Genomic DNA, 21,931 nt, shown 5'->3' on the forward strand with positions numbered 1-21,931 from the left:
CTTGCAGGGCAGGCGGACTTACAGTTTCAGATAAGCCGCGCGGGATGAATACTGAAATCAGCCCTCACATACATAACCATATGGTTATGGTTTAACACCTTTGTCTGACACCCTCCCCGTTGGTGAACTAATCTTTGTCTTCTTGTTTCACGCTCCGGAGAGCATTCATGGAATGGCGAAAAGGCCGACGCAGCGACAACGTGGTCGATGCCCGAGGCGAAGGTGGCGGTGGTGGCGGCATGCGCTTCGGCGGCGGCAAGGGCCTCGGGCTGGGGGCGATCCTGCTGATCGTGGGCATTGGCTGGCTGACCGGGCAAGACCCGCTGCAGATACTTGGCCAGCTCACCGGGCAGATGACCCAGCAGCAGCAACAGGCGCCCAGTGGCGCAGACGGCAAGGCGCCGCCGGCCAATGACCAGCAGGCCGACTTCGTCGCCTCGGTGCTGGGTGACACGGAAGACACCTGGAAAGCGCTGTTCTCCCAGGCGGGCAAGCAGTACCGCGACCCCAAACTGGTGCTGTTCAGCGGCCAGGTCAACTCGGCCTGCGGCTTCGCTTCGGCGGCCGTCGGCCCGTTCTATTGCCCGGCCGACCAGCGGGTGTACCTGGACATGTCGTTCTTCCGCGAGATGGAAACCCGTTTCGCGGCCGCGGGTGACTTTGCCCAGGCCTATGTCATCGCCCACGAGATCGGCCACCACGTGCAGACCCTGCTCGGCGTGTCGGCCAAGATCGATGCCGCTCGCCGCAATGGCCAGCGCATGGAAGGCGACAACGGCTTGCTGGTGCGCCAGGAGCTGCAGGCCGACTGCCTGGCAGGGGTGTGGGCCTACCAAGCGCAAAAACGCTTGAACTGGCTGGAGCCGGGTGACGTCGAGGAAGCGCTGAACGCGGCCAATGCCATCGGTGATGACCGCCTGCAGCAAAAAGGCCAGGGCCGCGTGGTGCCCGACTCCTTCACCCACGGCACCTCGGCGCAGCGTGTGCGCTGGTTCAAGGCGGGGTTTGCCGAGGGCGAAGTGAACAGCTGCGATACCTTCAGTGCCCGTAACCTCTGACACGCTTGGGGCTGCCTGGCAGCCCCAGCCTCACCCTAACGACAAGTTACAAATCTGCTGAAAAAGCGTTTCAGCTTCCCTGATCATTGCCGATAACCCCTGCACGAATCAGCGGGCATCCAGAACAACAACGCCTTGCGATCGACGATCAAGAGAGCGAAAACAACTTCTGGAGTGCGTGCATGAACAGCTGGTTTGCCAACATCAGCGTCAACCTCAAACTCGGCCTGGGCTTCGGCCTGGTGCTGATCCTCACCGGCCTGCTGGCCCTGACCGGCTGGACCAGCCTGGGCAGCCTGATCGACCGCAGCAACTGGATGAGCGATATCAGCCAGCTCAACAAGGACCTGACTGACCTGCGCATCGCCCGCCTGCAGTACATGATTGCCAACGGCGATGATGCGGCGGCGGCCAACACGCTGAACAAGCTCGATGCCTTCAGTAACCAGCAACAACGCCTGGTCAGCACGTTCAAGAGCCCGGACAACGTCAAGCTGCTGCACGAACTGGGGCAGACCATCAGCCAGTACAAGGTCTCGCTGGCCACCATGCGCACGGGCTACAACGCCACCCGGGCCGCGCGTGATGCCATGAATGCGTCGGGCGCCAAGGCCGACCAGGCCATGGACGCCCTTAGCCAGGAAGTCATGGCACGCCCCGAAACCGACAGCGTGCGCCTGGCCCAGTACCAGCTGATCAGCAAGGCCCGCCAGCAACTGCTGCAGGTACGCATCGACGTGCGCGGCTACATGGCCGATAACAGCGCGACCAATGAACAGGCCGCCCTGCGCCAGCTCGAAGCGGCGCTGGCCGAGGCCGACAACCTCAAGCGCCGGCTGCCGGCCGCCGACGCGCGTCTGCAGCAGTTCGAACAGTCAGTGCTGGCCTACCGTGACGCCGTGCGCCAGTTCCGTGATGCGCTGGCCAGCATTACCAGCGCGCGCGCTGAAATGACTGTGCAGGGTGCCGACATCGTCAAGACCAGCGACGCGCTGTACAAAATCCAGCTGGAGCGCCGCGACATCGAGAGTACGCAGGCCCGTAGCCTGCAGGCCATCGCGACCTTGCTGGCGTTGCTCGTCGGCGTACTGGCCGCGGTGCTCATCACCCGGCAGATCACCCGCCCGCTGCAAGAAACCTTGCAAGCGGTGGAGCGCATCGCTGGCGGCGACCTGACGCACGACCTGCGCGTCACCCGCCGTGATGAACTGGGCGTATTGCAACAGGGCATCGCCCGCATGGGCACCACCCTGCGCGAGCTGATCAGCGGCATCCGCGACGGCGTCACCCAGATCGCCAGCGCTGCCGAAGAGCTGTCGGCGGTCACCGAGCAAACCAGCGCAGGGGCCAACAGCCAGAAAGTCGAAACCGACCAAGTCGCCACTGCAATGCACGAAATGGCGGCCACGGTTCAGGAAGTCGCGCGCAACGCCGAGCAGGCCTCGCATGCCGCCACCGGTGCCGACGACGAAGCCCGCGCGGGTGATCAGGTGGTCGGTGAGGCGATCAGCCAAATCGAACGCCTGGCCGAAGAAATGCACCGCTCCACCGAGGCCATGAACCTGCTGCAACAGGAAAGCCAGAAGATCGGCAGCGTGATGGACGTGATCAAGTCGGTAGCCGACCAGACCAACCTGCTGGCACTCAACGCCGCGATCGAAGCGGCCCGTGCCGGCGAGGCGGGCCGTGGCTTTGCCGTGGTCGCTGACGAGGTACGTGGGTTGGCCCAGCGCACGCAGAAGTCCACCGAAGAGATCGAAGAGCTGATTGCCAGCCTGCAGCACGGCACCCAGCAAGTGGCGACGGCCATGCAGGGTAGCCGGACCCTGACCGACAGCAGTGTCGAACTGGCGCGCAAGGCCGGCGCCTCACTGGAAAGCATCACCGGCACGGTGTCGAGCATTCAGTCGATGAACCAGCAGATTGCGGCGGCGGCGGAACAGCAGAGCGCGGTGGCCGAAGAAATCAGCCAGAGCATTCTGAATGTGCGGGATGTGTCCGAGCAGACGGCAGCGGCCAATAACGAGACGGCGGCGTCCAGCGTTGAGCTGGCACGGTTGGGCGGGCAGTTGCAGATGCTGGTTAGCCAGTTCCGCGTCTGACCTTCAGATAGCATTCGCGGGGCAAGCCCGCTCCCACAGGGACAGTGCAAATACTGAACGTTGCACAATCCTGTGGGAGCGGGCTTGCCCCGCGAAGAGGCCAGCACTGAGTCAACCGAATTACTTGACGATCATCCCCACCCCACGCCCACGCGGATCGGACGCCGTTTCCAGCTTGTCCCCGTTCACCCGGATCGCCTGGATATCGCCCATCTCCCAGCCCTGGTCCTCCAGCACATAACCCATTTTCTTCAGGTCATCCGCCACCGCCCCGGTCAGCGGTGCATAGCTGTCGAAGTAGATAGTGTCTTTAGGCAGCAACTGATGGTGCACACGCTGTGCCGCTACCGCCTTTTCCAGCGGCATGTCGTAGTCGTACAGGTTGTTCATCACCTGGAAGATCGAGGTGAAGATGCGCGAGCCACCTGGCGTGCCGATCACCAGCTCGACCTTGCCATCGCGGGTCATCAGGCTCGGGCTCATGGATGACAGCATGCGCTTGCCCGGCTCGATGGCGTTGGCATCCCCGCCGACCACACCAAAGGCATTGGCCGCACCCGGCTTGGCGCTGAAGTCGTCCATCTCGTCGTTGAGCAGGAAGCCGGCGCCCTTGACCACCACGCCACTGCCGTAGTCGAGGTTGAGGGTGTAGGTGTTGCTGACCGCGTTGCCCTGTTTGTCGACGATGGAGAAGTGCGTGGTCTGGTGCGGCTCCAGCCCCGGCTTGACGTCATCGGTGACCGAAATGGCCTTGGGGTTGACCTGCGCGGCGCGCTTGGCCAGGTACTCCTTGGCAATCAACTGATCGACCGGCACCTTGGTGAAGGCCGGGTCACCCAGGTAGTCGGCACGGTCGGCAAACACGCGCTTCTCGATCTCGGCAAGCAGGTGAATGTACTGCGCCGAGTTGTGCGCCACGCCCTTGAAGTCTGCCGCGCGGTCTTCCTTGATGCCCAGCAACTGGGCCAGGGCGACGCCGCCGGAGCTTGGCGGTGGCGCGGTGTAGACCACGTTACCGCGCCAGCTCAAGGCCATCGGCTCACGCCAGACCGCCTTGTAGTCCTTGAGGTCTTGCTTGGTGATCAGACCTTTGTCGGCCTGCATCTGCGCCACCAGCAGGTCGGCGGTCTTGCCCTGGTAGAACTCGCTTACGCCCTTGTCGGCAATGCGCTCGAGGGTCTGGGCCATTTCTGGCTGCTTGAACAGTTCGCCGACCTTCATGTTGCCGAAGTAGTCATTGAAGTTGGTCGCCGTCTTGAACAGGCCTTGGGCATCGTTGCGGTACTGGTACTGTTTTTCGGCAATCTTGAAACCGTTTTTGGCATAGCCGATGGCCGGCGTCAGCAGCTCGCTCCACGGCAACTTGCCGAACTTCTGGTGCGCCTCCCACAGGCCCATCACCGTGCCGGGTACACCTGCTGCCCGCACACCGACCAGGCTGAGGTTCTCGATCACCTCGCCTTTGTCGTCCAGGTACATGTTGCGGCTGGCTGCCTTTGGCGCCACTTCGCGGTAGTCGAGGAAGTAGGGCTTGCCGTCGACGAACAGGGTCATGAAGCCACCGCCGCCGATGTTGCCGGCTTCTGGGTAGGTCACCGCCAGGGTGAATGCCGTTGCCACGGCGGCGTCCACGGCGTTGCCGCCTTTTTTCAGGATATCGGCGGCAACCTGTGCACCATATTGATCGGGCGCAGCCACCGCGCCACCTTCCAGGGCGGCTGCATAGGCCGAGGAACAGGTCAGGATCGCGGCTCCGAGGGCCATGGTCGGGAACAGGACAATACGCATGACACTTCCTTGGTGTTGTTTTTGTTGATCACTCAGTAAGGCCGAAGCGTGTCGACTGTGCAATCCAACGTAGGAAGTTTCGCCGCCTTTGGGCAGGATGTGTCGCGTTCAGGCAACTCAGCAGGCGTACATCGCCAGCTTGCGCTGGATAAAATCGAGGAAGCACTGGATGCGCAGCGCCAACTGAGTGTTGCGGTAGTACACCGCATGGATCGGCTGGCGATAGCCGTTGTTGGCGTCGCCCAACAGCACCTGCAGGCGGCCGCTGCGGATGTCTTCGTGGGTCATGAAATGCGACAGGCTGACGATGCCCTCCCCGGCCAGCGCCAGCTGGCGCAGGGTTTCGCCGCTGGAGGCGATCAGCGCGGGGCGGATCGCCCAGCGGTCGCCCTGGGCATGGCGCAAGGGCCAGTGGTTGAGCGACTCGGGCTGGCTGAAGCCGAGCAAGCAGTGGTTGGCCAAGTCTTCGACGCGCTGCGGGGTGCCGTGGCGTTCCAGGTAGGCGGGGCTGGCCAGCACCTGCACCGGGCTGCACCCCAGGTTGCGGGCGTGCAGGCTGGAGTCGGCCAGCTCGCCGATACGGATCGCCACATCGGTGCTCTGTTCGAGCAGGTCGATGATCAGGTCGTCGGTGTTGAGCTCCAGCTCGATGCCGGGGTACTGGCGGCGGAACTCGCCGATCCAGGGCAGGATGGCGTGCAGCATGAACGGCGCGGCGGCGTTGATGCGCAGGCGCCCGGTGGCGGTCTGGTGGTTCATCGACAGGCGCTCTTCCATCGCGTCCATCTGTTCCAGGATCAGCCGCGAGCGCTCAAGAAAGAAGCGGCCTTCTTCGGTCAGGTCCATGCGCCGGGTGGTGCGGTTGACCAGGGTGGTGCCAAGCTTGGCCTCCAGGCGCGACAAGGTGCGGCTGACGGCTGACGGGGTCTGGCCCACCTGCTCGGCAGCAGCAGAGATCGAACCGCAGTCGATCACAGCGACGAATACCTGGAGTTCTTCGGATCGGGTTTTCACGCGCTTGGCCTTGGCTGGAGTGTGCCGTGATTCATAGCGGGTCGGTGGGGTCTGTGCAAGGGGGCCGCTGCGCGGCCCAATCGCTGGCAAGCCAGCTCCCACAGGGTTCGCGTTGTCGTCGAACCCACTGTGGGAGCCGGCTTGCCGGCGATTGGGCTGCGCAGCAGCCCCAGTCACAGGCACTTACACAGCCTTGCCAAACACCTTGTCCAAGTGCGCTTCATACGCTGCCAACGCCGCTGGCACATCCGGGCGCTTCATCACATCCACCGCCAGGAAGGTCGGCAAGCCGGTCATGCCAAGGAACTGGTTAGCCTTGTGGAACGGGAAATACACGGCGTCCACACCCTTGCCCTCGAAGAAATCGCTGGGGTCGTCAAACGCCTGCTGCGGGGCGTTCCAGGTCAGTGACAACATGTACTGCTTGCCTTGAATCAGGCCACCGCTGCCGTACTTCTGCGAGGCATCCGAACGGGTACGGCCGTCGTTGGCGTACAGGCTGCCATGGCCTTCGGTGAAGACGTCATCGATGTACTTCTTCACCGTCCACGGTGCGCCCATCCACCAACCGGGCATCTGGTAGATCACCACGTCGGCCCAGAGAAACTTCTCGACCTCTTCCCGCACATCGTAGCCGCCATCGATGAAGGTCTGCCGCACGTCGAAACCGGCACGGTCCAGGTGCGCGAGGGCCGCTTCGTGCAGGGTCGCGTTAAGGCGGCCATCGGAGTGAGCGAACTGTTTACCACCGTTGAGCTGAAGGATGTTTTTCATGCTGGCCTCGATTTGGCGATGTCGATCCGAGGGCGTTCTGCCTCGGTCGAGTCAAATTGGATGACCGGCAGATTAGAGACTCAGCGGCAGGGGAAACAGCGGCTATGAGTCAAAATACAATTGCTTTCAAATCACGAATGGCCAGCTAATTATTGCCTTAGAATCGGTTCATCATTCACCAGCGAGTAGCGATCCATGAGCGAGCAGTACGCTTTTATCCTCAAAGCCAAGACCCGCCCGGAAATGGCCGAAGCCTTCGAAACCCTGTTCCGCGCCTATGTTGAACCCAGCCGCCAGGAACCGGGCTGCATCGAGTACCACATGCTGCGCGACAAGGCCGACCCGAGCCTGTTCGTGTTCTACGAAGTGTGGGCGGACAAAGCTGCACTGGATGTGCACTCGGCCCTGCCGCACATGGTCGCGTTCTTCGAAAAGCGCATGGACTACCTGGAGCGCGAGTTCGATATCCAGTTGATCGACATGCTCAGCGCCTCGTCTGCTAACCGTTGATCAGCAGATGGCCGCCGAGCACGGCCAAGCCAATGAAGAAGCAGCGTTTGAACAGCGCGGCACTGATGCGCTGACGCAACCACTGCCCCGCCAGCATGCCCACCAGTGCTGGCGCCAGCATCAGCAATGAAGCACCTAGCGCCTGGCCGCCCAAGGCATCTTGCCCGGCCAGGCCCAGGGCCAGCGCCAGGGTCGAGACCGTGAACGACAGGCCCAAAGCCTGGATCATCTCGTCGCGGTTCAGGCCAAGGCTTTGCAGGTACGGCACTGCCGGCATCACGAATACGCCGGTAGCGGCCGTGACTACGCCCGTCACCAAGCCGCACAGCGGCCCCAGCCACCCTTCCCGCGCTTGCGCCACGCGCAACCCTGGGCCCATCAGCCCATACACCGCATACACCAGCAACGCGGCGCCCAGCGCATGCGCGGCCCACGCGCCACTGTTGATGCCCAGCCATGCGCTGCCAAGCAGGGTGCCGACAAAGATCATCACCAGCATCGGCCCCAGGCGACGCAGCAGCACCCGCAGATGACCACCGGCAGCCAGCTGCCAGAGGTTGGTGAGTGTCGACGGCACGATGAGTAAAGCGGCAGCCTGCGCAGGCGGCATAGCCAGGCCCAGCAGGCCCATGGCGATGGACGGCAAGCCGAGGCCGATGACGCCTTTGACGGTGCCGGCCAGCAGAAAGGTGATGACCACCAGCAGTGTCAGTGCCGGGCCAATGTGTTGATAGAACGCGATCAAGGTATTCATAGGGCCATGATGGCGTGCGCCAGGCTGGCTGAAAATCTGCCATATACTCAGCCTGACTATTGGTAGGACAGAGGCACATGCATTTCGACCTGATCGACCTCGCGCTTTTCCGGCACACCCTGGAATGCGGCAACATCACTGCCGGCGCCCGGCGCAGCCATCTGTCGCTGCCGGCTGCCAGTGCGCGCATCCGCGCGATGGAAGCGTCCCTGGGCACGCAATTGCTAGCGCGCAATCGCCGCGGCGTACAACCGACGCCTGCCGGGCAGGCGCTGTTGCAGCATGCCCGCCTGATCGCGCAGCAAGTGGAGCGCCTGCAATTCGACCTGAGCCAGTACGCCCAGGGGCTGCAAGGCCAGGTGCGGCTGTTGTGCAACACCGCGGCGCTGACCGAGTACCTGCCCGAATTGCTGGCCAGTTATCTGGCACAGAACCCCGGCGTCAGTGTCGATGTCCAAGAGCTGCCAAGCTTGCGCATCGTGCAGTCGATTACCCAAGGCATCGCCGACCTGGGGATCATTTCGACTGCGGCGCCCAGCGAGCATTTGCAGACCCTGCCCTTTCGCGATGACCCACTGGTGTTGGTGACCCCCCTTGCGCATCCGCTGGCGGCACACCCTGCGCCGAGCTTCATCGACAGCCTGGCCCATGGTCATGTCGGGCTGGGAGCAGACAGCGCATTGGCCTTGTACCTGGAGGAACAGGCCCTGCGTGAAGGCTTGCGGATGCGCGTACGGGTACGAGCCGATGGCTTCGATGGGGTGCTGCGCATGGTCGCGGGGGGCGCCGGGGTCGGCGTTGTGCCCTTGGCTTCGGTGCAACGCTGGCAAGGGCTGCTGCCGCTGCACTGGGTGGCGCTTCGCGAGGACTGGGCCAACCGCCAGTTGATGGTGTGCGCGCGGGATTTTGCAGCGTTGCCAGGGTATGCGGCGGGTTTGGTCAAGTGCTTGGCAGGCTGAGGCTACATTCGCCCAATGCACGTTTTTTGTAGGAGCGGCCTTGCGTCGCGAAAGGGCTGCGAAGCGGCCCCAGCAATATCTGCAAGGACCCTGAATTCTGGGGCCGCTGCGCGCCCCGTTCGCGACGCAAGGCCGCTCCTACACGAATAGGCGTAAATCTGCTCCGGCGCTTGCGGCCACCGGGGCTCTTTGCCCACAATCACGCTGCACCACGAAAAGGAGTTCCAAGTGCCCTCGATCTACCAGCTCAAACCCCGCTTCCAGGCCTTGCTCCGGCCCGGCGTCAAGCGCCTCTACGACCGTGGCGTCACCGCCAACCAGGTCACCGTCGCCGCCGCCTTGGTCTCGGTCCTGCTGGGCCTGCTGCTGGCCGAGTTCAGCCACATCACCTGGCTGTTCATCCTGATCCCGCTGTGGATGTTGCTGCGCATGGCGCTCAACGCCGTGGACGGCATGCTTGCGCGGGAATTCGGCCAGCAATCCAGGCTCGGTGCCTACCTCAACGAACTGTGCGACGTGATCGCTGACGCCGCGCTGTACCTGCCTTTCGCCCTGCTGGCTGGCGTCTGGCCCAGCTTGGTGGTGCTGGTGGTGCTGAGTGCGACCTTCAGCGAATACGCCGGCGTCATGGGCCCGCTGGCAGGCGCCTCGCGCCGCTACGACGGGCCGATGGGCAAGAGCGACCGGGCATTCGCCTTTGGCGTGCTGGGCACCGGCGTTGCGTTCGGCCTGCTCAACGCCACCTGGCTCAACGGCCTCTTGCTGGTCATCTTCGCGCTCTCGCTCTATACCCTCTACAACCGGGTTCGCCAAGGGCTGGTCGAAGCCCGCTGAGCCCATCGCCGCCGGACAAGGATTCTCGCCATGCGCCAAGCGCAATCGCTGCATTTCTCTACCCATGACGGTGTCGAGTTGCACTACCGTCATTGGCCCGCGACACGCAATGAACACCAGCCGCGCCGCGCCGTGGTGATGTTCCACCGTGGCCACGAACACGGCGGGCGCATGGCCCACCTGGCCGACGAACTGGACATGCCGGGCTACGATTTCTTCGCCTGGGATGCCCGCGGCCACGGCCAGTCGCCGGGCGCCCGCGGCGACAGCCCAGGGTTTGCCACCAGCGTGCGCGACGTGCAGACCTTCATCGAGCATCTGCAGACCGTGCACGGCATCGCCGAGCACGACATGGTGGTGCTGGCGCAAAGCGTCGGCGCCGTGCTGATCGCCACCTGGGCCCACGACTACGCGCCCAAGGTACGCTGCCTGGTGCTGGCCTCGCCGGCGTTCAAGGTCAAGCTGTACGTGCCCTTCGCACGGCCCGGCCTGAAGCTGCTCAAGGCCGTGCGCGGCAACTTCTTCGTCAACAGTTACGTCAAGCCGCGCCTGCTTACCCATGACCCCGAGCGGGTCATGTCGTACGTGGCCGACCCGCTGATCAGCCGGCCGATTTCGGTGACCATGCTGCTGGGCCTGTACGAAGCCGCCGACCGTGTGGTGGCTGACGCCCAGGCTATTCAGGTACCGACGCAGCTGCTGGTCTCTGGCGCGGACCTTGTGGTCGAGCGCAAACCGCAGGAGCGCTTTTTCGAGCGCCTGGGCAGTGCACGCAAAGAAATGCACATCCTCCCGGGCTTTTTCCATGACACCCTCGGTGAACGCGACCGCGCCCATGCGCTGAAGCGCATCGAGCGCTTCGTCGCACATTGCTTCGACAGCCCTGTTACCGCGCCTTCGCTGCTCGATGCCGACAAGGTCGGTGCCAGCTGCGCCGAAGCCGAAAGCCTGGCCGCGCCCTTGCCACGCAACTCGCCCCGCGACCTCTACTGGCGCGCCACCCGTGCCAGCCTGCGCCTGGGCCAAGGGCTGGCCGAGGGCGTGAAGCTGGGGTTTGACACCGGCTTCGACTCTGGCAGCACCCTCGACTACGTCTACCGCAACCAACCGACGGGCAAAGGCAAGCTGGGCCGCATGGTCGACCAGAACTACCTCAACGCCATCGGCTGGCGCGGCATTCGCCAGCGCAAACTGCACGTCGAAGAACTGCTGCGCGAGGCCATTGCCCGCCTGCGCGCCGAGCAGCGGCCGGTGCATATCGTCGACATCGCCGCCGGCCACGGCCGTTACATCCTCGAAGCCTTGGAGGAACTCGAACAACGGCCGGACTCCATCCTGCTGCGCGACTACAGCGAACTGAACGTGCAACAAGGCAGCGCATTGATCGCCGAAAAAGGCCTGGCCGAGGTTGCTCGCTTCGTCCAGGGCGATGCCTTCGACCGCGCCAGCCTCGCGGCGCTGCAGCCAGGGCCTACGCTGGCCGTGGTGTCTGGCCTGTACGAACTGTTCCCCAGCAACGCGTTGGTGAGCAATTCCCTGGCCGGCCTTGCCGATGCCGTCGAAGCAGGCGGTTACCTGGTCTACACAGGGCAACCTTGGCACCCTCAACTGGAGATGATCGCGCGTGCCCTGACCAGCCATCGTGGCGGCGAGGCGTGGGTGATGCGCCGGCGCAGCCAGGCAGAGATGGACCAACTGGTCGAGGCGGCGGGCTTCCGCAAGCTGGCCCAGCGCATCGACGAATGGGGCATCTTCAGCGTCAGCCTAGCGCAACGGGTGCGTGAATGAACCCAGCGCGTGAGCCCGGGCTGATTCGGCGGGGCGTGTTCTGGCTGTTGCTGCTGGGGCCGTTCTTCTTCCTCAGCTATGGGCTGGTGAATACTCACACTGCCAGCCGCAGTGATGTCGGCAGCCTGGTGTTCGGCTGGGAGCACGGCATGCCGCTGTGGCCCTGGACGATCATCCCGTACTGGTCGATCGACCTGCTGTACGGGTTGTCCTTCCTGCTGCCACGCACGCGCCAAGAGATGGACCGGCATGCCCTGGCGCTGCTCACGGCACAGGTGATCAGCGTCAGTTGCTTCCTGCTCTGGCCGCTGCGGTTCACCTTCGAACGGCCAGAAATGGCTGGGCTGTTCGGCTGGCTGTTCGATGTGCTGATGGGCTTCGACAAGCCTTACAACCAGGCACCTTCGCTGCACATCGCGTTGCTGGTGATCATCTGGACGATGTTCGCCCGGCACGTGCACCGCCAGCCCTGGCGCTGGGTGATGCATGGCTGGATGGCGTTGATCGGCGTGTCGGTGCTGACCACCTGGCAGCATCACTTCATCGACGTGCCCACCGGGGCATTGGCAGGGTTTGTCTGCTTATGGCTATGGCCGTGGCAAGATCGCCTGCCATGGCAGCAGGCCCGCCTTGCGCACGATGGCAAATGCCAGCGGCTGGCGCTGTGTTATGGCGTTGGGGCCTTGCTGTGTGCGGGGCTGGCCTACGCGGTGGGCGGTGCCGGGTTGTGGCTGTCTTGGCCAGCCGTGGCGCTGTTGTGGGTGGCACTGAACTACGGTTTGTTCGGCGCGGGTGGTTTTCAGAAGGGCGCCGATGGGCGCTTGTCCAGCGCCGCGACCTGGCTGCTGCTGCCCTATCTGATCGGGGCGTGGATCAATTCCAGGGTATGGACACGGCGCCATCCGCAGGCGGATGAGGTGTGTGACGGGGTATTCCTGGGGCGGATTCCTGGCCGTGGTGAGGGCGCGCAGTTCGCTGCCATCGTCGACCTTTGCGCCGAACTGCCGTGCCGCACTGGGGCCGCTCTCACCGCTCAGAACTACCGCTCGCTTCCCACCCTGGACCTGATCGTGCCCGACAGCAACCTGTTGCACGAAGCGGCCAACGCTATCGAGCAGTTGCGCCAGCAAGGCCCTCTGCTGGTCTGTTGCGCCCTGGGATTTTCGCGCAGCGCCAGCGCCGTGGCGGCCTGGCTGGTACTCACGGGGCGCTGCGCCGATGCTGACCACGCTGAACAGCGGATACGCAGCGCACGCGCTGGCGTGGTCTTGCACGCGGCCCATCGACAGGCCCTGCAACAACTTGGCGCACAGCGATGAACCTGCAACTGACTGCCAGCCTACTGGCCCGGGGCCCCCAGCTGGAGCGCCTGTCGGACGGCATCACGCTGCTCGCCCTGGGCGTTGGCCTGGCGCCCTTGCTGGGCGCCGCGCTGCCGCCACTGGGCAGCCTGCTGTGCGCGCTGCTGCTGGCGCTCGGCGTGCTGCACAAGTACTGGGCCATCCGCGTGGCCCTGGACGCCGAACTGTTCGCCCACCTTGGCGCCAGCCAAGACCTACCTGCAGACACGCAAGCGCTGGACCGTGCCTTGTTTGACCTCAACCTGAAACCGCACGCCAAGGATAGCCGCGACTGGCCCGCTCGCAGCCAAGCCGCATTAGCCCTGCTGCGCCGCCAAGCCATGTGCCTGGGCCTACAACTGTTGCTGGCCTTGGCTACCCTGCTGACACTGCCCTTTACCGGATGACCACCGCCCCATGCTTGCGACCTTGACCGCTTTCGTCATCACTTCGGCCGCCCGGCTGATCACTGGCGCCCGTGCGTTATGGCTCGGCTGCACACCGCAGCCGGTGCAACGCCTGTACTTCGCCAACCACAGCAGCCACGGCGACTTCGTGCTGCTCTGGGCCTCGCTGCCAGAACCTTTGCGCAGGCGCACCCGCCCGGTGGCCGGGGCCGACTACTGGGCGAAGCCCGGTATTCGCGACTTTCTCATCCGCAAGGTGTTCAACGGCGTCTTGATCGACCGCCAGCGCGCAGAAGGCCAAGGCAGCCCCCTGCAGCCGATTCTTGAGGCCGTGGCCCAGGGCGATTCGTTGATCTTCTTCCCGGAAGGCACCCGCAACCTGGGCGATGAGCCGCTCATGCCATTCAGAAGCGGCCTGTACCATTTGGCTGCGGCCAACCCCGACGTCGAGCTGGTGCCGGTGTGGATCGCCAACCTCAACCGGGTCATGCCCAAGGGCCGCGCCCTGCCATTGCCGCTGCTGTGCACGCTGAGCTTTGGCGAACCTCTCCACCTGCTGGCTGATGAAAACAAGCAGGCCTTTCTCGAGCGGGCCAGCCAGGCCCTGCTGAACCTGGCGCCGAAGGATGCCTGACATGGACGACAATACCCTTTCGCTGTTCGCCGGCATCGGCGCCCTGCTGCTGCTCGCCAGCGTGATCGGCCGCCTGCTCAAGTGGCGTGCCGGCCCCGCGCCGCATGCGGTGATCGACAACCTCAACGCCCGCATCAACGCCTGGTGGGTGATGGTGCTGGTGATCGGCATCGCCTTCCTGTTCGGCAAGTACGGCGTGATCGTGCTGTTCTACGGCGTGTCGTTCTATGCGCTGCGCGAGTTCATGACCCTCACCCCCACCCGGCGCAGCGACTACCCGGCGTTGGTGGCGGCGTTCTATGTGGCGCTGCCGGTGCAGTACGTGCTGATCGCCATGGACTGGTATGGCTTGTTCAGTATTTTCATCCCGGTTTATCTGTTTTTGCTGCTGCCGATCCTTGCCAGTTTCGGCGGCGACACCACGCGCTTTCTCGAGCGCGCATCAAAGGTGCAATGGGGGCTGATGATCGCGGTGTATTGCGTGTCTTCGGTGCCCGCGCTGATGACCCTCGACATCCCCGGGTTCGAGGGCCGCAACCTGCTGCTGATCGCCTGGCTGATCCTCGTGGTGCAAATCAGCGACGTGCTGCAATACGTGTGCGGCAAGCTGTTCGGCAAACGCAAGGTGGCGCCCAACCTATCGCCCTCGAAAACCCTCGAAGGCCTCGTCGGTGGCGTGGCACTGGCCACACTGATCGGCGCCCTGCTGTGCTGGATTACCCCGTTCAACTTCTGGCAGGCGGCACTGATGGCCCTGACCGTGAACGCCATGGGCTTCTTCGGCGGGCTGGTCATGTCGGCGATCAAGCGTGACCGTGGGGTGAAAGACTGGGGGCACATGATCGAAGGCCACGGCGGCATGCTCGACCGGATGGACTCGGTGTGCTTTGCGGCGCCGGTGTTTTTCCACTTTGTGCGGTATTGGTGGGCTTGAGAAAGATGCGCCTCTTAGCAGGTAAACCTGCCCCCACAGGTGCAACGCCAATCCCTGTGGGAGCGGGTTTACCCGCGAAGAGGCCGGCCCAACCGACACATAGCTCAGCCTTCTAACCCCTGCGCCGCATCATCCAGCAATGCTTTGGCCATACCACTCAGGTAGTGCGCCGCCCACATCAAGCTGCCCCCGCCCTGCTCCGCCAGGGCCGACTCCAGTGTCAGAGCTGCCGCTGATCCACATAGCGCAGTCAGGCACCTGGACGTCGAGCCCAGACAACTGCGGCGCGGCCAATGGCCCTATGGTGTCGAGTCATTCAGCCAGTCACCAGGAGTTGTGCCATGTCCGATTTCATCACCGTCCTGCGCGAAACCTGCCCGACGCCGGTCGTGGACGCCACCAAGTGGAAGCGCATCGGCGGCGATCCGCACACCGTCAACCTGAACGCCTACCTGTCGGCCGACGGCAGCAAGATCATGGGTACCTGGATCTGCACCCCGGGCAAGTTCGAGGTCAACTATGACAAGTGGGAATTCTGCCACTTCCTCGACGGCTACTGCATCATCACCCCAGAAGGCGAAGAGCCGAAGCACCTGAAAGCCGGTGATGTATTCGTGATCGAACCTGGTATGAAAGGCACCTGGGAAGTGGTCGAAACGGTGCGTAAGTACTTCGTGTTCGCCTGATTCGTTAGGCTGCAAATCCCCCTATAGGAGCAGCCTTGCGCTGCGAAAGGGCCAAACCAGGCATAGCAATTGTGTTGCCTTGGCTGGCCTCTTCGCAGCACAAGGCTGCTCCTACAAGAGGCTTCACCAGCACGTTCGGGCAAAAAAAAATCGCGGATCAGGTGCCCTTCCCTCTGGTGCGCAGTTACAGAGGGAAGGCCGCCTGGCCCGCGATGAAATACACCTCGCTCGTCAATCCTGCTTGCGGTACCCCTCGACGATGGCCGAGAAGTCTTTGCCACCCTCCCCGCGCAGGCTCATTGCCTGATACAGCTGCTGTGCCACGGCACCCAGAATCACCGGCTGGTGCGCCTGGCGTGCAGCTTCGGTAGCCAGCCCCAAGTCCTTGAGCATCAATTCGGCGCCAAAGCCGCCGGTGTAACCGCGTGAAGCCGGTGCGGTCTCGATGATGCCGGGCCACGGGTTGTACGTGTCTGAACTCCAGCAACGCCCGGTCGAGCTGTTGATGATGCCGGCCAGCACCTTGGTGTCGATGCCCAGTGCGTTACCCAGGGCCATGGCCTCTGACACGCCGATCATCGAGATGCCCAGCAGCAGGTTGTTACAGATCTTGGCAATCTGCCCTGTGCCGACCTCACCACAGTGCACGATGTTGCGGCCCATCTGCTCCAGCACCGGTTTGAGCGTGGCAAACAGCTCGGCACTGGCACCGACCATGAAAGTCAGGGTGCCGGCCGCCGCGCCGCCCGTACCACCGGACACCGGCGCATCGCCCATGTCGACGCCCTTGGCCGCTGCGGCCTTGGACACCTCGCGGGCGGTCTGCGGGTCGATGGTGCTGCAGTCCACGGTCGGCGTGCCGGGGCGTATGCCCGCCAGCACGCCATCATCGTTCAGGTAGACGCTGCGCACATGGGCTGCGGCCGGCAGCATGGTGATCACCAGCTCACTGTTGGCCGCCGCTTCCTTGGGTGACGGGCTGACCTGTCCGCCCAGTTCAGCGAGCTCGGCCAGCACGGTCTTGTTCAGGTCAAACAGGTTCAGCTGATGCCCGGCCTTGATCAGGTTGCGGGCCATGGGCGCGCCCATGTTGCCCAGGCCGATGAATGCAATACGCATGGCGAACTCCTTAGCGCAGGCTGATGGTGGTGTTCACACCGTCATTGACGCTGTCGTCATCGAACCAGCGGGCGGTGACGGTCTTGGTCTGAGTGTAGAACTGCACCACTTGCTTGCCGTAAGGGCCGAGATCACCCAGCTTGGAGCCGCGCGAACCGGTGAAGCTGAAGAACGGTACCGGTACCGGGATCGGGATGTTGATGCCGACCTGGCCGATGTCGATCTCGCTCTGGAACTTGCGTGCAGCCGCGCCGCTCTGGGTGAACAGGCCGGTGCCGTTGCCGAACGGGTTGCTGTTGACCAGGGCGATCGCTTCATCGAGGGTGTCGACTTCCAAGGTCACCAGCACCGGGCCGAAGATTTCCTGGGTGTAGACCTGCATGTCGGTTTTCACCCCAGAGAACAGGGTCGGGCCAACGAAGTTACCTTGCTCATAGCCCGGCACCGTGACGCCGCGGCCATCGAGTTCGAGCTTGGCGCCTTCCTTGATGCCGCTTTCGATCAAGCCCAGTACCCGCTCCTTGGCCCGCTTGGACACCACCGGCCCGACATCGGTGCCAGGCTCAGAGCCGGCATTGACCTTGAGCTTGCTGGCGGCCTCTTTGATGTCCGGCAGCCACTCGCGGGCCTTGCCCACCAGCACCGCCACGGAGGTTGCCATGCAGCGCTGGCCGGCCGCGCCAAAAGCCGCGCCGACCAGGGCGTTGACGGTTTGGGTGCGGTTAGCGTCAGGCAGCACCACGGCGTGGTTCTTCGCGCCCATCATCGACTGCACGCGCTTGCCGTGCTGGCTGCCCAGGTTATAGACGTGGGTGCCGACTTCGGTAGAGCCGACGAACGAGATCGCCTTGATGTCTTGATGGGTGCAGATCGCATCCACTACCTGCTTGCCGCCATGCACCACGTTGAGCACACCGGCCGGCACGCCGGCTTCCAGCGCCAGCTCCACCAGCATCATGGTCGACAGTGGGTCCTGCTCGGAAGGCTTGAGCACGAAGGTGTTGCCGCAGACGATGGCCATGGGGAACATCCACAGCGGGATCATGGCCGGGAAGTTGAACGGGGTGATGCCCGCGCACACGCCGATCGGCTGGCGCAGGGTGTAGGTGTCGACGCCGCCGGCAACGTTCTCGGCGAACTCGCCCATCTGCAGGGTGCCGATCGAAGCGGCGTGCTCGACCACTTCCAGGCCGCGGAAGATGTCGCCTTCGGCATCGGCGAGGGTTTTGCCCTGCTCGGCGCTGAGGGTTTGGGCGATGCGTTTGGTGTGTTCGCGGATCAGCGCCTGCAGCTTGAGCATGATGCGCATGCGCGCGCCGATTGGGGTGTCACGCCAGGTCTTGAAGGCGCGATGGGCAGCGGCCACGGCAGCGTCGACTTCCTCGACGGTGGCGAACGGCACCCGCGCCAACACCTCTTGGGTGGCCGGGTTGACGATGTCGCGCCATTCGGTGGTCTTGGATTCGACCCATTGGCCATCGATCAGCAGCTTGACCTGCGCGACCTTGGTCTGGTCGGGGGATTGAGGTGCGTTCATCTGGGTTCTCCTTGGAATTATTGTCGGATCGAGATCGCCAGCGCCGTGCAAACGCGAGGTGGCGTCCTGGGGCTTTTTTCGAGTATAGATGTGCAAACATCCAACAAGAACGCACAAAAAAACCGGATCATCATGCAAAAAGACCTCACATCCCTGAGCGCGCTCAACTGGGACGACCTGAAGTTCTTCCTCGAAGTGGCCCGCACCCGCAAAGCCAGTAGCGCCGCCAAGCGCCTGAGCGTCGACTACACCACGGTGTCACGGCGCATCACCTCGCTGGAGGGTGCGCTGGGCACGTTGTTGTTCGAAAAATCCCGGACCAACGGCTTCGTCCTGACCGCCGAAGGCCAGCGCCTGCTGGGTTATGCCGAGTCGATCGAAAGCACTTTGCACATGGCGTGCGAGCAGGTTTCGGGGTCGGGCGTGGCGTTGTCGGGGCATGTGCGCATGGGCTGCACCGAAGGCTTTGGCAGCTTCTTCGTCACGCCGCAACTCAGCCACTTCGTCGATGCGTATCCGGCCATTTCGGTGGACATCTTGCCGTTGCCGCACTTCATCAGCCTGTCCAAGCGCGAGGCGGATATCGTCATCGCCCTGGAACGCCCTGAACACGGCCCCTATGTGTGCTGCAAGCTGTGCGACTACCGGCTGCGACTGTACGCAACCCAGACATACCTGGATAACCATGCGCCGATTCGGCAGGTCGGGGACTTGGCGAAGCACCCGTTCATTAGTTATGTGGATGACCTGGCGTTCAGTTCGGAGCTGTTGTACCTGGCCAACCTGATTCCCAATGCCAATGCACATTTGCGCAGTACCAGCGTGATTGCCCAGTACACCGCGGCATTGCAGGGGCGTGGGCTGGCAATCTTGCCGTGTTTTCTGGCGGCGCAGGACCCGCGGCTGGTGACGGTGTTACCGGCGGAGATCGAGGTGACGCGGCAGTTCTGGATGTATTGCCGGGAGGACTTGAGGAAGCTGAAGCGGATAACCCTGTTGTGGGATTACATTCGCGAGGTGACCGAGGCGAATGCGCCGTTGTTGATGGGCGAGACGCGCGAGATGCGGTTTGCTCAGGGGTAGATCGACAAGGAGTCAGGGTGCCCCATCCTAACCAGTATTAGGCTCTGTACGAACGTTTTGTGGGAGCGGGCTTGCCCCGGGATGGAGTGCGAAGCGCTCCTATACCCGATATCAAATAGTGCAAAGACGCCGCGAATTCAGGCTTTGCTGCCGCGTTGCGGCAGATCGCGGGGCAAGCCCACTCCCACAACGACGGATGACCATACTTTTCGTACAAAACCTAACAGGGGGGTCTGTTCAGTAGGACGCCACGATGATCGATACGCGTCGATTTTCGGTGCGCCCGGCGGCGCTGCGGTTGTCCGCCACCGGCTGGGTGCTGCCCAGGCCGCGGGTCTGGATGTTCTGCGCGGGCATGCCGACGCCGATCAGCGTTCTGGCCACACTCTGTGCGCGGCGCTCGGACAATTGCTGGTTATAGGCGGCCCTGCCCGACGCATCCGCGTGGCCATCCACCCGCACGCGTTGGAGACCTACGCCCAGCAACGCTTTGCCAATTCGCTCGACGATCGCCTGGCTCTGGCCATTGAGGCTGTCCAGGTCACTGCCGAACTACCTTGCCGGACAGGTCAAAGGCCCAACCTTCATCAGTCGGGGCAAAGCCTTCACGCTTGAGCACGGCGATTTGCTCGGCAGTCAGCCCCTTGGGTGTGGTCTGGCAACCGGTAAGCGCCAGCATGGCAAGCAGCAACGCCCAAAGGGGAATACGCAAACGATGAATCACGGGTTCAACTCCTGTTCTTGATTTCGGTGGCGGACCGTTCCGTCTGCGCCACTTGCCAATGGCCACGGTGCTTACGCTTGGCCTGGTACATTGCCGCATCGGCGGCGTCCAGAAGGCTGGCAGGGTCAGTGCCATCCTGGGGGTAAAAGGCGATGCCGACACTCAGCGAGGTGGCAATGCTGCTGCCACTGTCCAGCTGTACCGGCAGTTTCATGCTGGCGACGATTTTCTCGGCGATGAGTTCGGCGTCTGAGCGCGACTGCAGCGGCGTCAGCAACACCGCGAACTCGTCGCCGCCCAGGCGCGCCACCAGGTCATGCTCACGCAGTTGGGCGCGAATGCGGTCGGCCACGCTGATCAGCACTTCATCGCCCACGGCATGGCCGAGGCTGTCGTTGATCTGCTTGAAGTGGTCACTGTCGAGGAACAGCAGCGCCAGATGATCTTGCTGCCGCGCAGCGTTGCGCAGGCTGCGGCTGAGGCGGCCTTCGAAAAAGGCGCGGTTGGGCAGGCCGGTCAGGCTGTCGTGGCTGGCCTGGTGAGCAAGGGTCTGGTTTTCGCTCTGCAGGTGGCTGTGCCACACCTCCAGTTCATCGAGCAAGGCGTTGAAGTCGTTACTCAGCTCGTTAAGCTCGGCAATCGGGGCTTCTGGCACACGGCGGTCGAAACGACGTTCACGGCGGGCAGCATGGGCAACGCTGGCCAGGGCACGCAATGGGCGAACGATGTTGCCGAGCAGGCGCCGCGACAAGTACAGGGCGATGACGGCGCTGAGTACCATGCACAACAGGATCCCGCCTAAGCCACCGAGCAGGAACAACAACAGGCTGCGGCCTTGGCCAATCAGTTCGATATGCCCGACCTTTTGCTGCTGGTGAATGATCGGCAGGTTGGCCGGCTCGTCCAGCAGCGCGGTGGCGACCTGGGTTTCCAGGTGCGCAAGCATGCCGCTGTCGTTGCGTTGCCAGTGGGCCAGTTGCTCGCCTTCATTGTTAAAGACCTTGGCGTCGGCCACCTCTTCGGTACTGGCAATCAGTGCCAGCGCCTCACTGGCCGCAACGCTGTCGTCGAATACCACGGCGGCTTCGACGGTGTAGGTGATCGAGCGGGCGATCAGGTGCAGGTTGTGGTTGGCATAGACCTGCAAGGCAAGCACGCCCAGCACGGTCAGCGAAATACCGACCAGGCCCACGGCGAGCAGGGCGACACTGAGGTGGCCACGGCCGAGCACTGAACGCAAGGTCGGGCGAATACGCCTGTTGGTCGTTTTCATGGCTGCGCACCTCGGCGCCGCGACAATTGCAGCACGCTGGGGTGGATGCGTACGCCGGAACGGGCCACGGAATCGAGGTTCACTTCAAAGGCGACCTGCTGGTCGCTGACCCGCAGGCAGAACAGGCTGCCGACCGTACACGGGTCGTCGGCCTCGCTGATGCTCAGCACTGGATGGCCGCTGACACGCTGGAACAAGCGGTCGCGCTGGCCCTGATCGAGTTTACCGATGTAGAGGGCATCACAGGCCTGGGCAACCTGCGCATCGTCAGCCAGCAGCCGACGCACCTGCAGCGGCCGCCCGGACTCCTGCACGTGCCCCTTGATCAGGTCGTCTGCGTATTCGGTGGGGCCGATCAGGCACAGGCGCAGGGGCACAGGCTCGATGGGCCAGCGGGCGTAACTGAAGATCCCCAACACCACTTGGGTAACAGCCTTGGCACGTTGCTGTGCCTGCACAGCGGTTGCTGAGGTTTCCGCCCAGACAGGGCCTGCCAGTAGTAACAGGACCGCCAGCAACAGCGAAAGCGTACAGCGCGTCACTCGCCTTCCGGCCACGGTCATGTGGGAGATCTCTCGAAGTCCTTTCAGATGTTGGCGCAACGATAGCACAT

General features: G+C 63.5%; 21 protein-coding genes and 2 pseudogenes. 13 read left to right on the top strand and 10 right to left on the bottom strand.

All coding sequences use genetic code 11. The features are described 5' to 3' along the window. The first annotated feature begins 167 nt into the window (after positions 1–167). The 3 genes and pseudogenes from ypfJ to HU764_RS28185 all read left to right on the top strand — a co-directional run bounded on the left by ypfJ (position 168) and on the right by HU764_RS28185 (position 3,160). Complete coding sequence (ypfJ, locus tag HU764_RS21900) at positions 168–1,058, top strand: KPN_02809 family neutral zinc metallopeptidase (RefSeq protein ID WP_186677941.1); 891 nt, start codon at positions 168–170, stop codon at positions 1,056–1,058. A gap of 317 nt (positions 1,059–1,375) precedes the next feature. Then, positions 1,376–2,038 (top strand): annotated as a pseudogene (locus HU764_RS28180) (methyl-accepting chemotaxis protein); the annotation flags it as partial. Positions 2,039–2,155: 117 nt separating this feature from the next. Then, positions 2,156–3,160 (top strand): methyl-accepting chemotaxis protein, encoded by a 1,005-nt coding sequence (locus tag HU764_RS28185; RefSeq protein WP_477749795.1) that lies wholly within the window; start codon positions 2,156–2,158, stop codon positions 3,158–3,160. A gap of 120 nt (positions 3,161–3,280) precedes the next feature. Here HU764_RS28185 and ggt read toward each other — a convergent pair whose 3' ends face one another. The 3 genes from ggt to mdaB all read right to left on the bottom strand — a co-directional run bounded on the left by ggt (position 3,281) and on the right by mdaB (position 6,736). Further along, complete coding sequence (gene ggt, locus HU764_RS21910) at positions 3,281–4,948, bottom strand: gamma-glutamyltransferase (protein WP_186702469.1); 1,668 nt, start codon at positions 4,946–4,948, stop codon at positions 3,281–3,283. 117 nt (positions 4,949–5,065) lie between these two features. Further along, positions 5,066–5,962 carry a LysR family transcriptional regulator gene (locus HU764_RS21915; RefSeq protein ID WP_027595444.1) on the bottom strand — a complete coding sequence of 299 codons (897 nt, stop codon included), beginning with the start codon at positions 5,960–5,962 and terminating at the stop codon, positions 5,066–5,068. Positions 5,963–6,145: 183 nt separating this feature from the next. Next, positions 6,146–6,736 carry an NADPH:quinone oxidoreductase MdaB gene (gene mdaB / locus HU764_RS21920; RefSeq protein ID WP_186677953.1) on the bottom strand — a complete coding sequence of 197 codons (591 nt, stop codon included), beginning with the start codon at positions 6,734–6,736 and terminating at the stop codon, positions 6,146–6,148. A gap of 195 nt (positions 6,737–6,931) precedes the next feature. Here mdaB and HU764_RS21925 point away from each other — a divergent pair, with 195 nt between their 5' ends. Further along, positions 6,932–7,246, top strand: a complete 315-nt coding sequence (locus tag HU764_RS21925) for a putative quinol monooxygenase (RefSeq protein ID WP_085273926.1) — start codon at positions 6,932–6,934, stop codon at positions 7,244–7,246. On the opposite strand, the gene HU764_RS21930 is transcribed toward HU764_RS21925, so the two are convergent. Next, positions 7,236–8,000, bottom strand: coding sequence for a sulfite exporter TauE/SafE family protein (locus HU764_RS21930; RefSeq protein WP_186702468.1), 765 nt, complete (start codon positions 7,998–8,000; stop codon positions 7,236–7,238). The two genes, HU764_RS21925 and HU764_RS21930, sit on opposite strands and share 11 nt — an antisense overlap. 77 nt (positions 8,001–8,077) lie before the next feature. Between HU764_RS21930 and HU764_RS21935 the strand changes: the two genes are divergently transcribed. From HU764_RS21935 to HU764_RS21965, 7 genes are all read left to right on the top strand, one after another. Further along, positions 8,078–8,959 (top strand): LysR substrate-binding domain-containing protein, encoded by an 882-nt coding sequence (locus HU764_RS21935; protein ID WP_186702467.1) that lies wholly within the window; start codon positions 8,078–8,080, stop codon positions 8,957–8,959. Positions 8,960–9,187: 228 nt separating this feature from the next. Beyond that, positions 9,188–9,793, top strand: coding sequence for a CDP-alcohol phosphatidyltransferase family protein (locus tag HU764_RS21940; protein WP_186677962.1), 606 nt, complete (start codon positions 9,188–9,190; stop codon positions 9,791–9,793). A 30-nt stretch (positions 9,794–9,823) separates the two neighbouring features. After that, on the top strand, positions 9,824–11,581 hold the full coding sequence (locus tag HU764_RS21945) for a bifunctional alpha/beta hydrolase/class I SAM-dependent methyltransferase (RefSeq protein ID WP_186702466.1): 1,758 nt from the start codon (positions 9,824–9,826) through the stop codon (positions 11,579–11,581). Beyond that, entirely contained in the window at positions 11,578–12,900 is a 1,323-nt protein-coding gene (locus HU764_RS21950; RefSeq protein WP_186702465.1) for a phosphatase PAP2/dual specificity phosphatase family protein, read from the top strand. Before HU764_RS21945 ends, HU764_RS21950 begins: the two co-directional genes overlap by 4 nt. Beyond that, a complete protein-coding gene (locus HU764_RS21955; protein WP_027595451.1) occupies positions 12,897–13,328 on the top strand; it encodes a hypothetical protein in 432 nt (143 codons plus the stop codon). The genes HU764_RS21950 and HU764_RS21955 overlap by 4 nt, the downstream gene beginning before the upstream one ends. A 10-nt stretch (positions 13,329–13,338) precedes the next feature. Beyond that, positions 13,339–13,962, top strand: a complete 624-nt coding sequence (locus HU764_RS21960) for a lysophospholipid acyltransferase family protein (protein ID WP_027595452.1) — start codon at positions 13,339–13,341, stop codon at positions 13,960–13,962. Position 13,963: 1 nt separating this feature from the next. Next, a complete protein-coding gene (locus tag HU764_RS21965) occupies positions 13,964–14,896 on the top strand; it encodes a phosphatidate cytidylyltransferase (protein ID WP_027595453.1) in 933 nt (310 codons plus the stop codon). A gap of 104 nt (positions 14,897–15,000) precedes the next feature. Here HU764_RS21965 and HU764_RS28190 read toward each other — a convergent pair whose 3' ends face one another. Next, positions 15,001–15,171 (bottom strand): DUF3077 domain-containing protein, encoded by a 171-nt coding sequence (locus tag HU764_RS28190; RefSeq protein WP_081717523.1) that lies wholly within the window; start codon positions 15,169–15,171, stop codon positions 15,001–15,003. A gap of 66 nt (positions 15,172–15,237) precedes the next feature. Here HU764_RS28190 and HU764_RS21975 point away from each other — a divergent pair, with 66 nt between their 5' ends. Next, entirely contained in the window at positions 15,238–15,582 is a 345-nt protein-coding gene (locus HU764_RS21975) for a cupin domain-containing protein (protein ID WP_003251579.1), read from the top strand. A 231-nt stretch (positions 15,583–15,813) separates the two neighbouring features. Here the strand turns inward: HU764_RS21975 and mmsB are convergent, their stop codons facing one another. Together mmsB and HU764_RS21985 are read right to left on the bottom strand one after the other, a co-directional pair. Next, positions 15,814–16,701: a 3-hydroxyisobutyrate dehydrogenase gene (gene mmsB / locus HU764_RS21980; protein WP_027595454.1), complete on the bottom strand. Its 888-nt coding sequence runs from the start codon at positions 16,699–16,701 to the stop codon at positions 15,814–15,816. A gap of 10 nt (positions 16,702–16,711) precedes the next feature. Next, positions 16,712–18,238, bottom strand: coding sequence for a CoA-acylating methylmalonate-semialdehyde dehydrogenase (locus HU764_RS21985; RefSeq protein ID WP_085273919.1), 1,527 nt, complete (start codon positions 18,236–18,238; stop codon positions 16,712–16,714). Positions 18,239–18,370: 132 nt separating this feature from the next. On the opposite strand from HU764_RS21985, the gene HU764_RS21990 reads away from it, so the two are divergent. Beyond that, the gene (locus HU764_RS21990; RefSeq protein WP_027595456.1) at positions 18,371–19,321 is read left to right on the top strand and encodes a LysR family transcriptional regulator; all 951 of its coding nucleotides are present in this window, start codon (positions 18,371–18,373) and stop codon (positions 19,319–19,321) included. A gap of 237 nt (positions 19,322–19,558) precedes the next feature. Here HU764_RS21990 and yfiB read toward each other — a convergent pair. The 3 genes and pseudogenes from yfiB to yfiR all read right to left on the bottom strand — a co-directional run bounded on the left by yfiB (position 19,559) and on the right by yfiR (position 21,881). Further along, positions 19,559–20,000: pseudogene (yfiB, locus tag HU764_RS21995) on the bottom strand (outer membrane lipoprotein YfiB). Positions 20,001–20,049: 49 nt separating this feature from the next. Then, a complete protein-coding gene (gene dgcN, locus HU764_RS22000) occupies positions 20,050–21,318 on the bottom strand; it encodes a diguanylate cyclase DgcN/YfiN (RefSeq protein ID WP_186677973.1) in 1,269 nt (422 codons plus the stop codon). Further along, positions 21,315–21,881, bottom strand: coding sequence for a regulatory sequestration protein YfiR (gene yfiR / locus HU764_RS22005; protein ID WP_186702464.1), 567 nt, complete (start codon positions 21,879–21,881; stop codon positions 21,315–21,317). The genes dgcN and yfiR overlap by 4 nt, the downstream gene beginning before the upstream one ends. Positions 21,882–21,931: the final 50 nt, after the last annotated feature.

Source organism: Pseudomonas kermanshahensis, assembly GCF_014269205.2.
In the GTDB taxonomy this organism is placed as follows: domain Bacteria; phylum Pseudomonadota; class Gammaproteobacteria; order Pseudomonadales; family Pseudomonadaceae; genus Aquipseudomonas; species Aquipseudomonas kermanshahensis.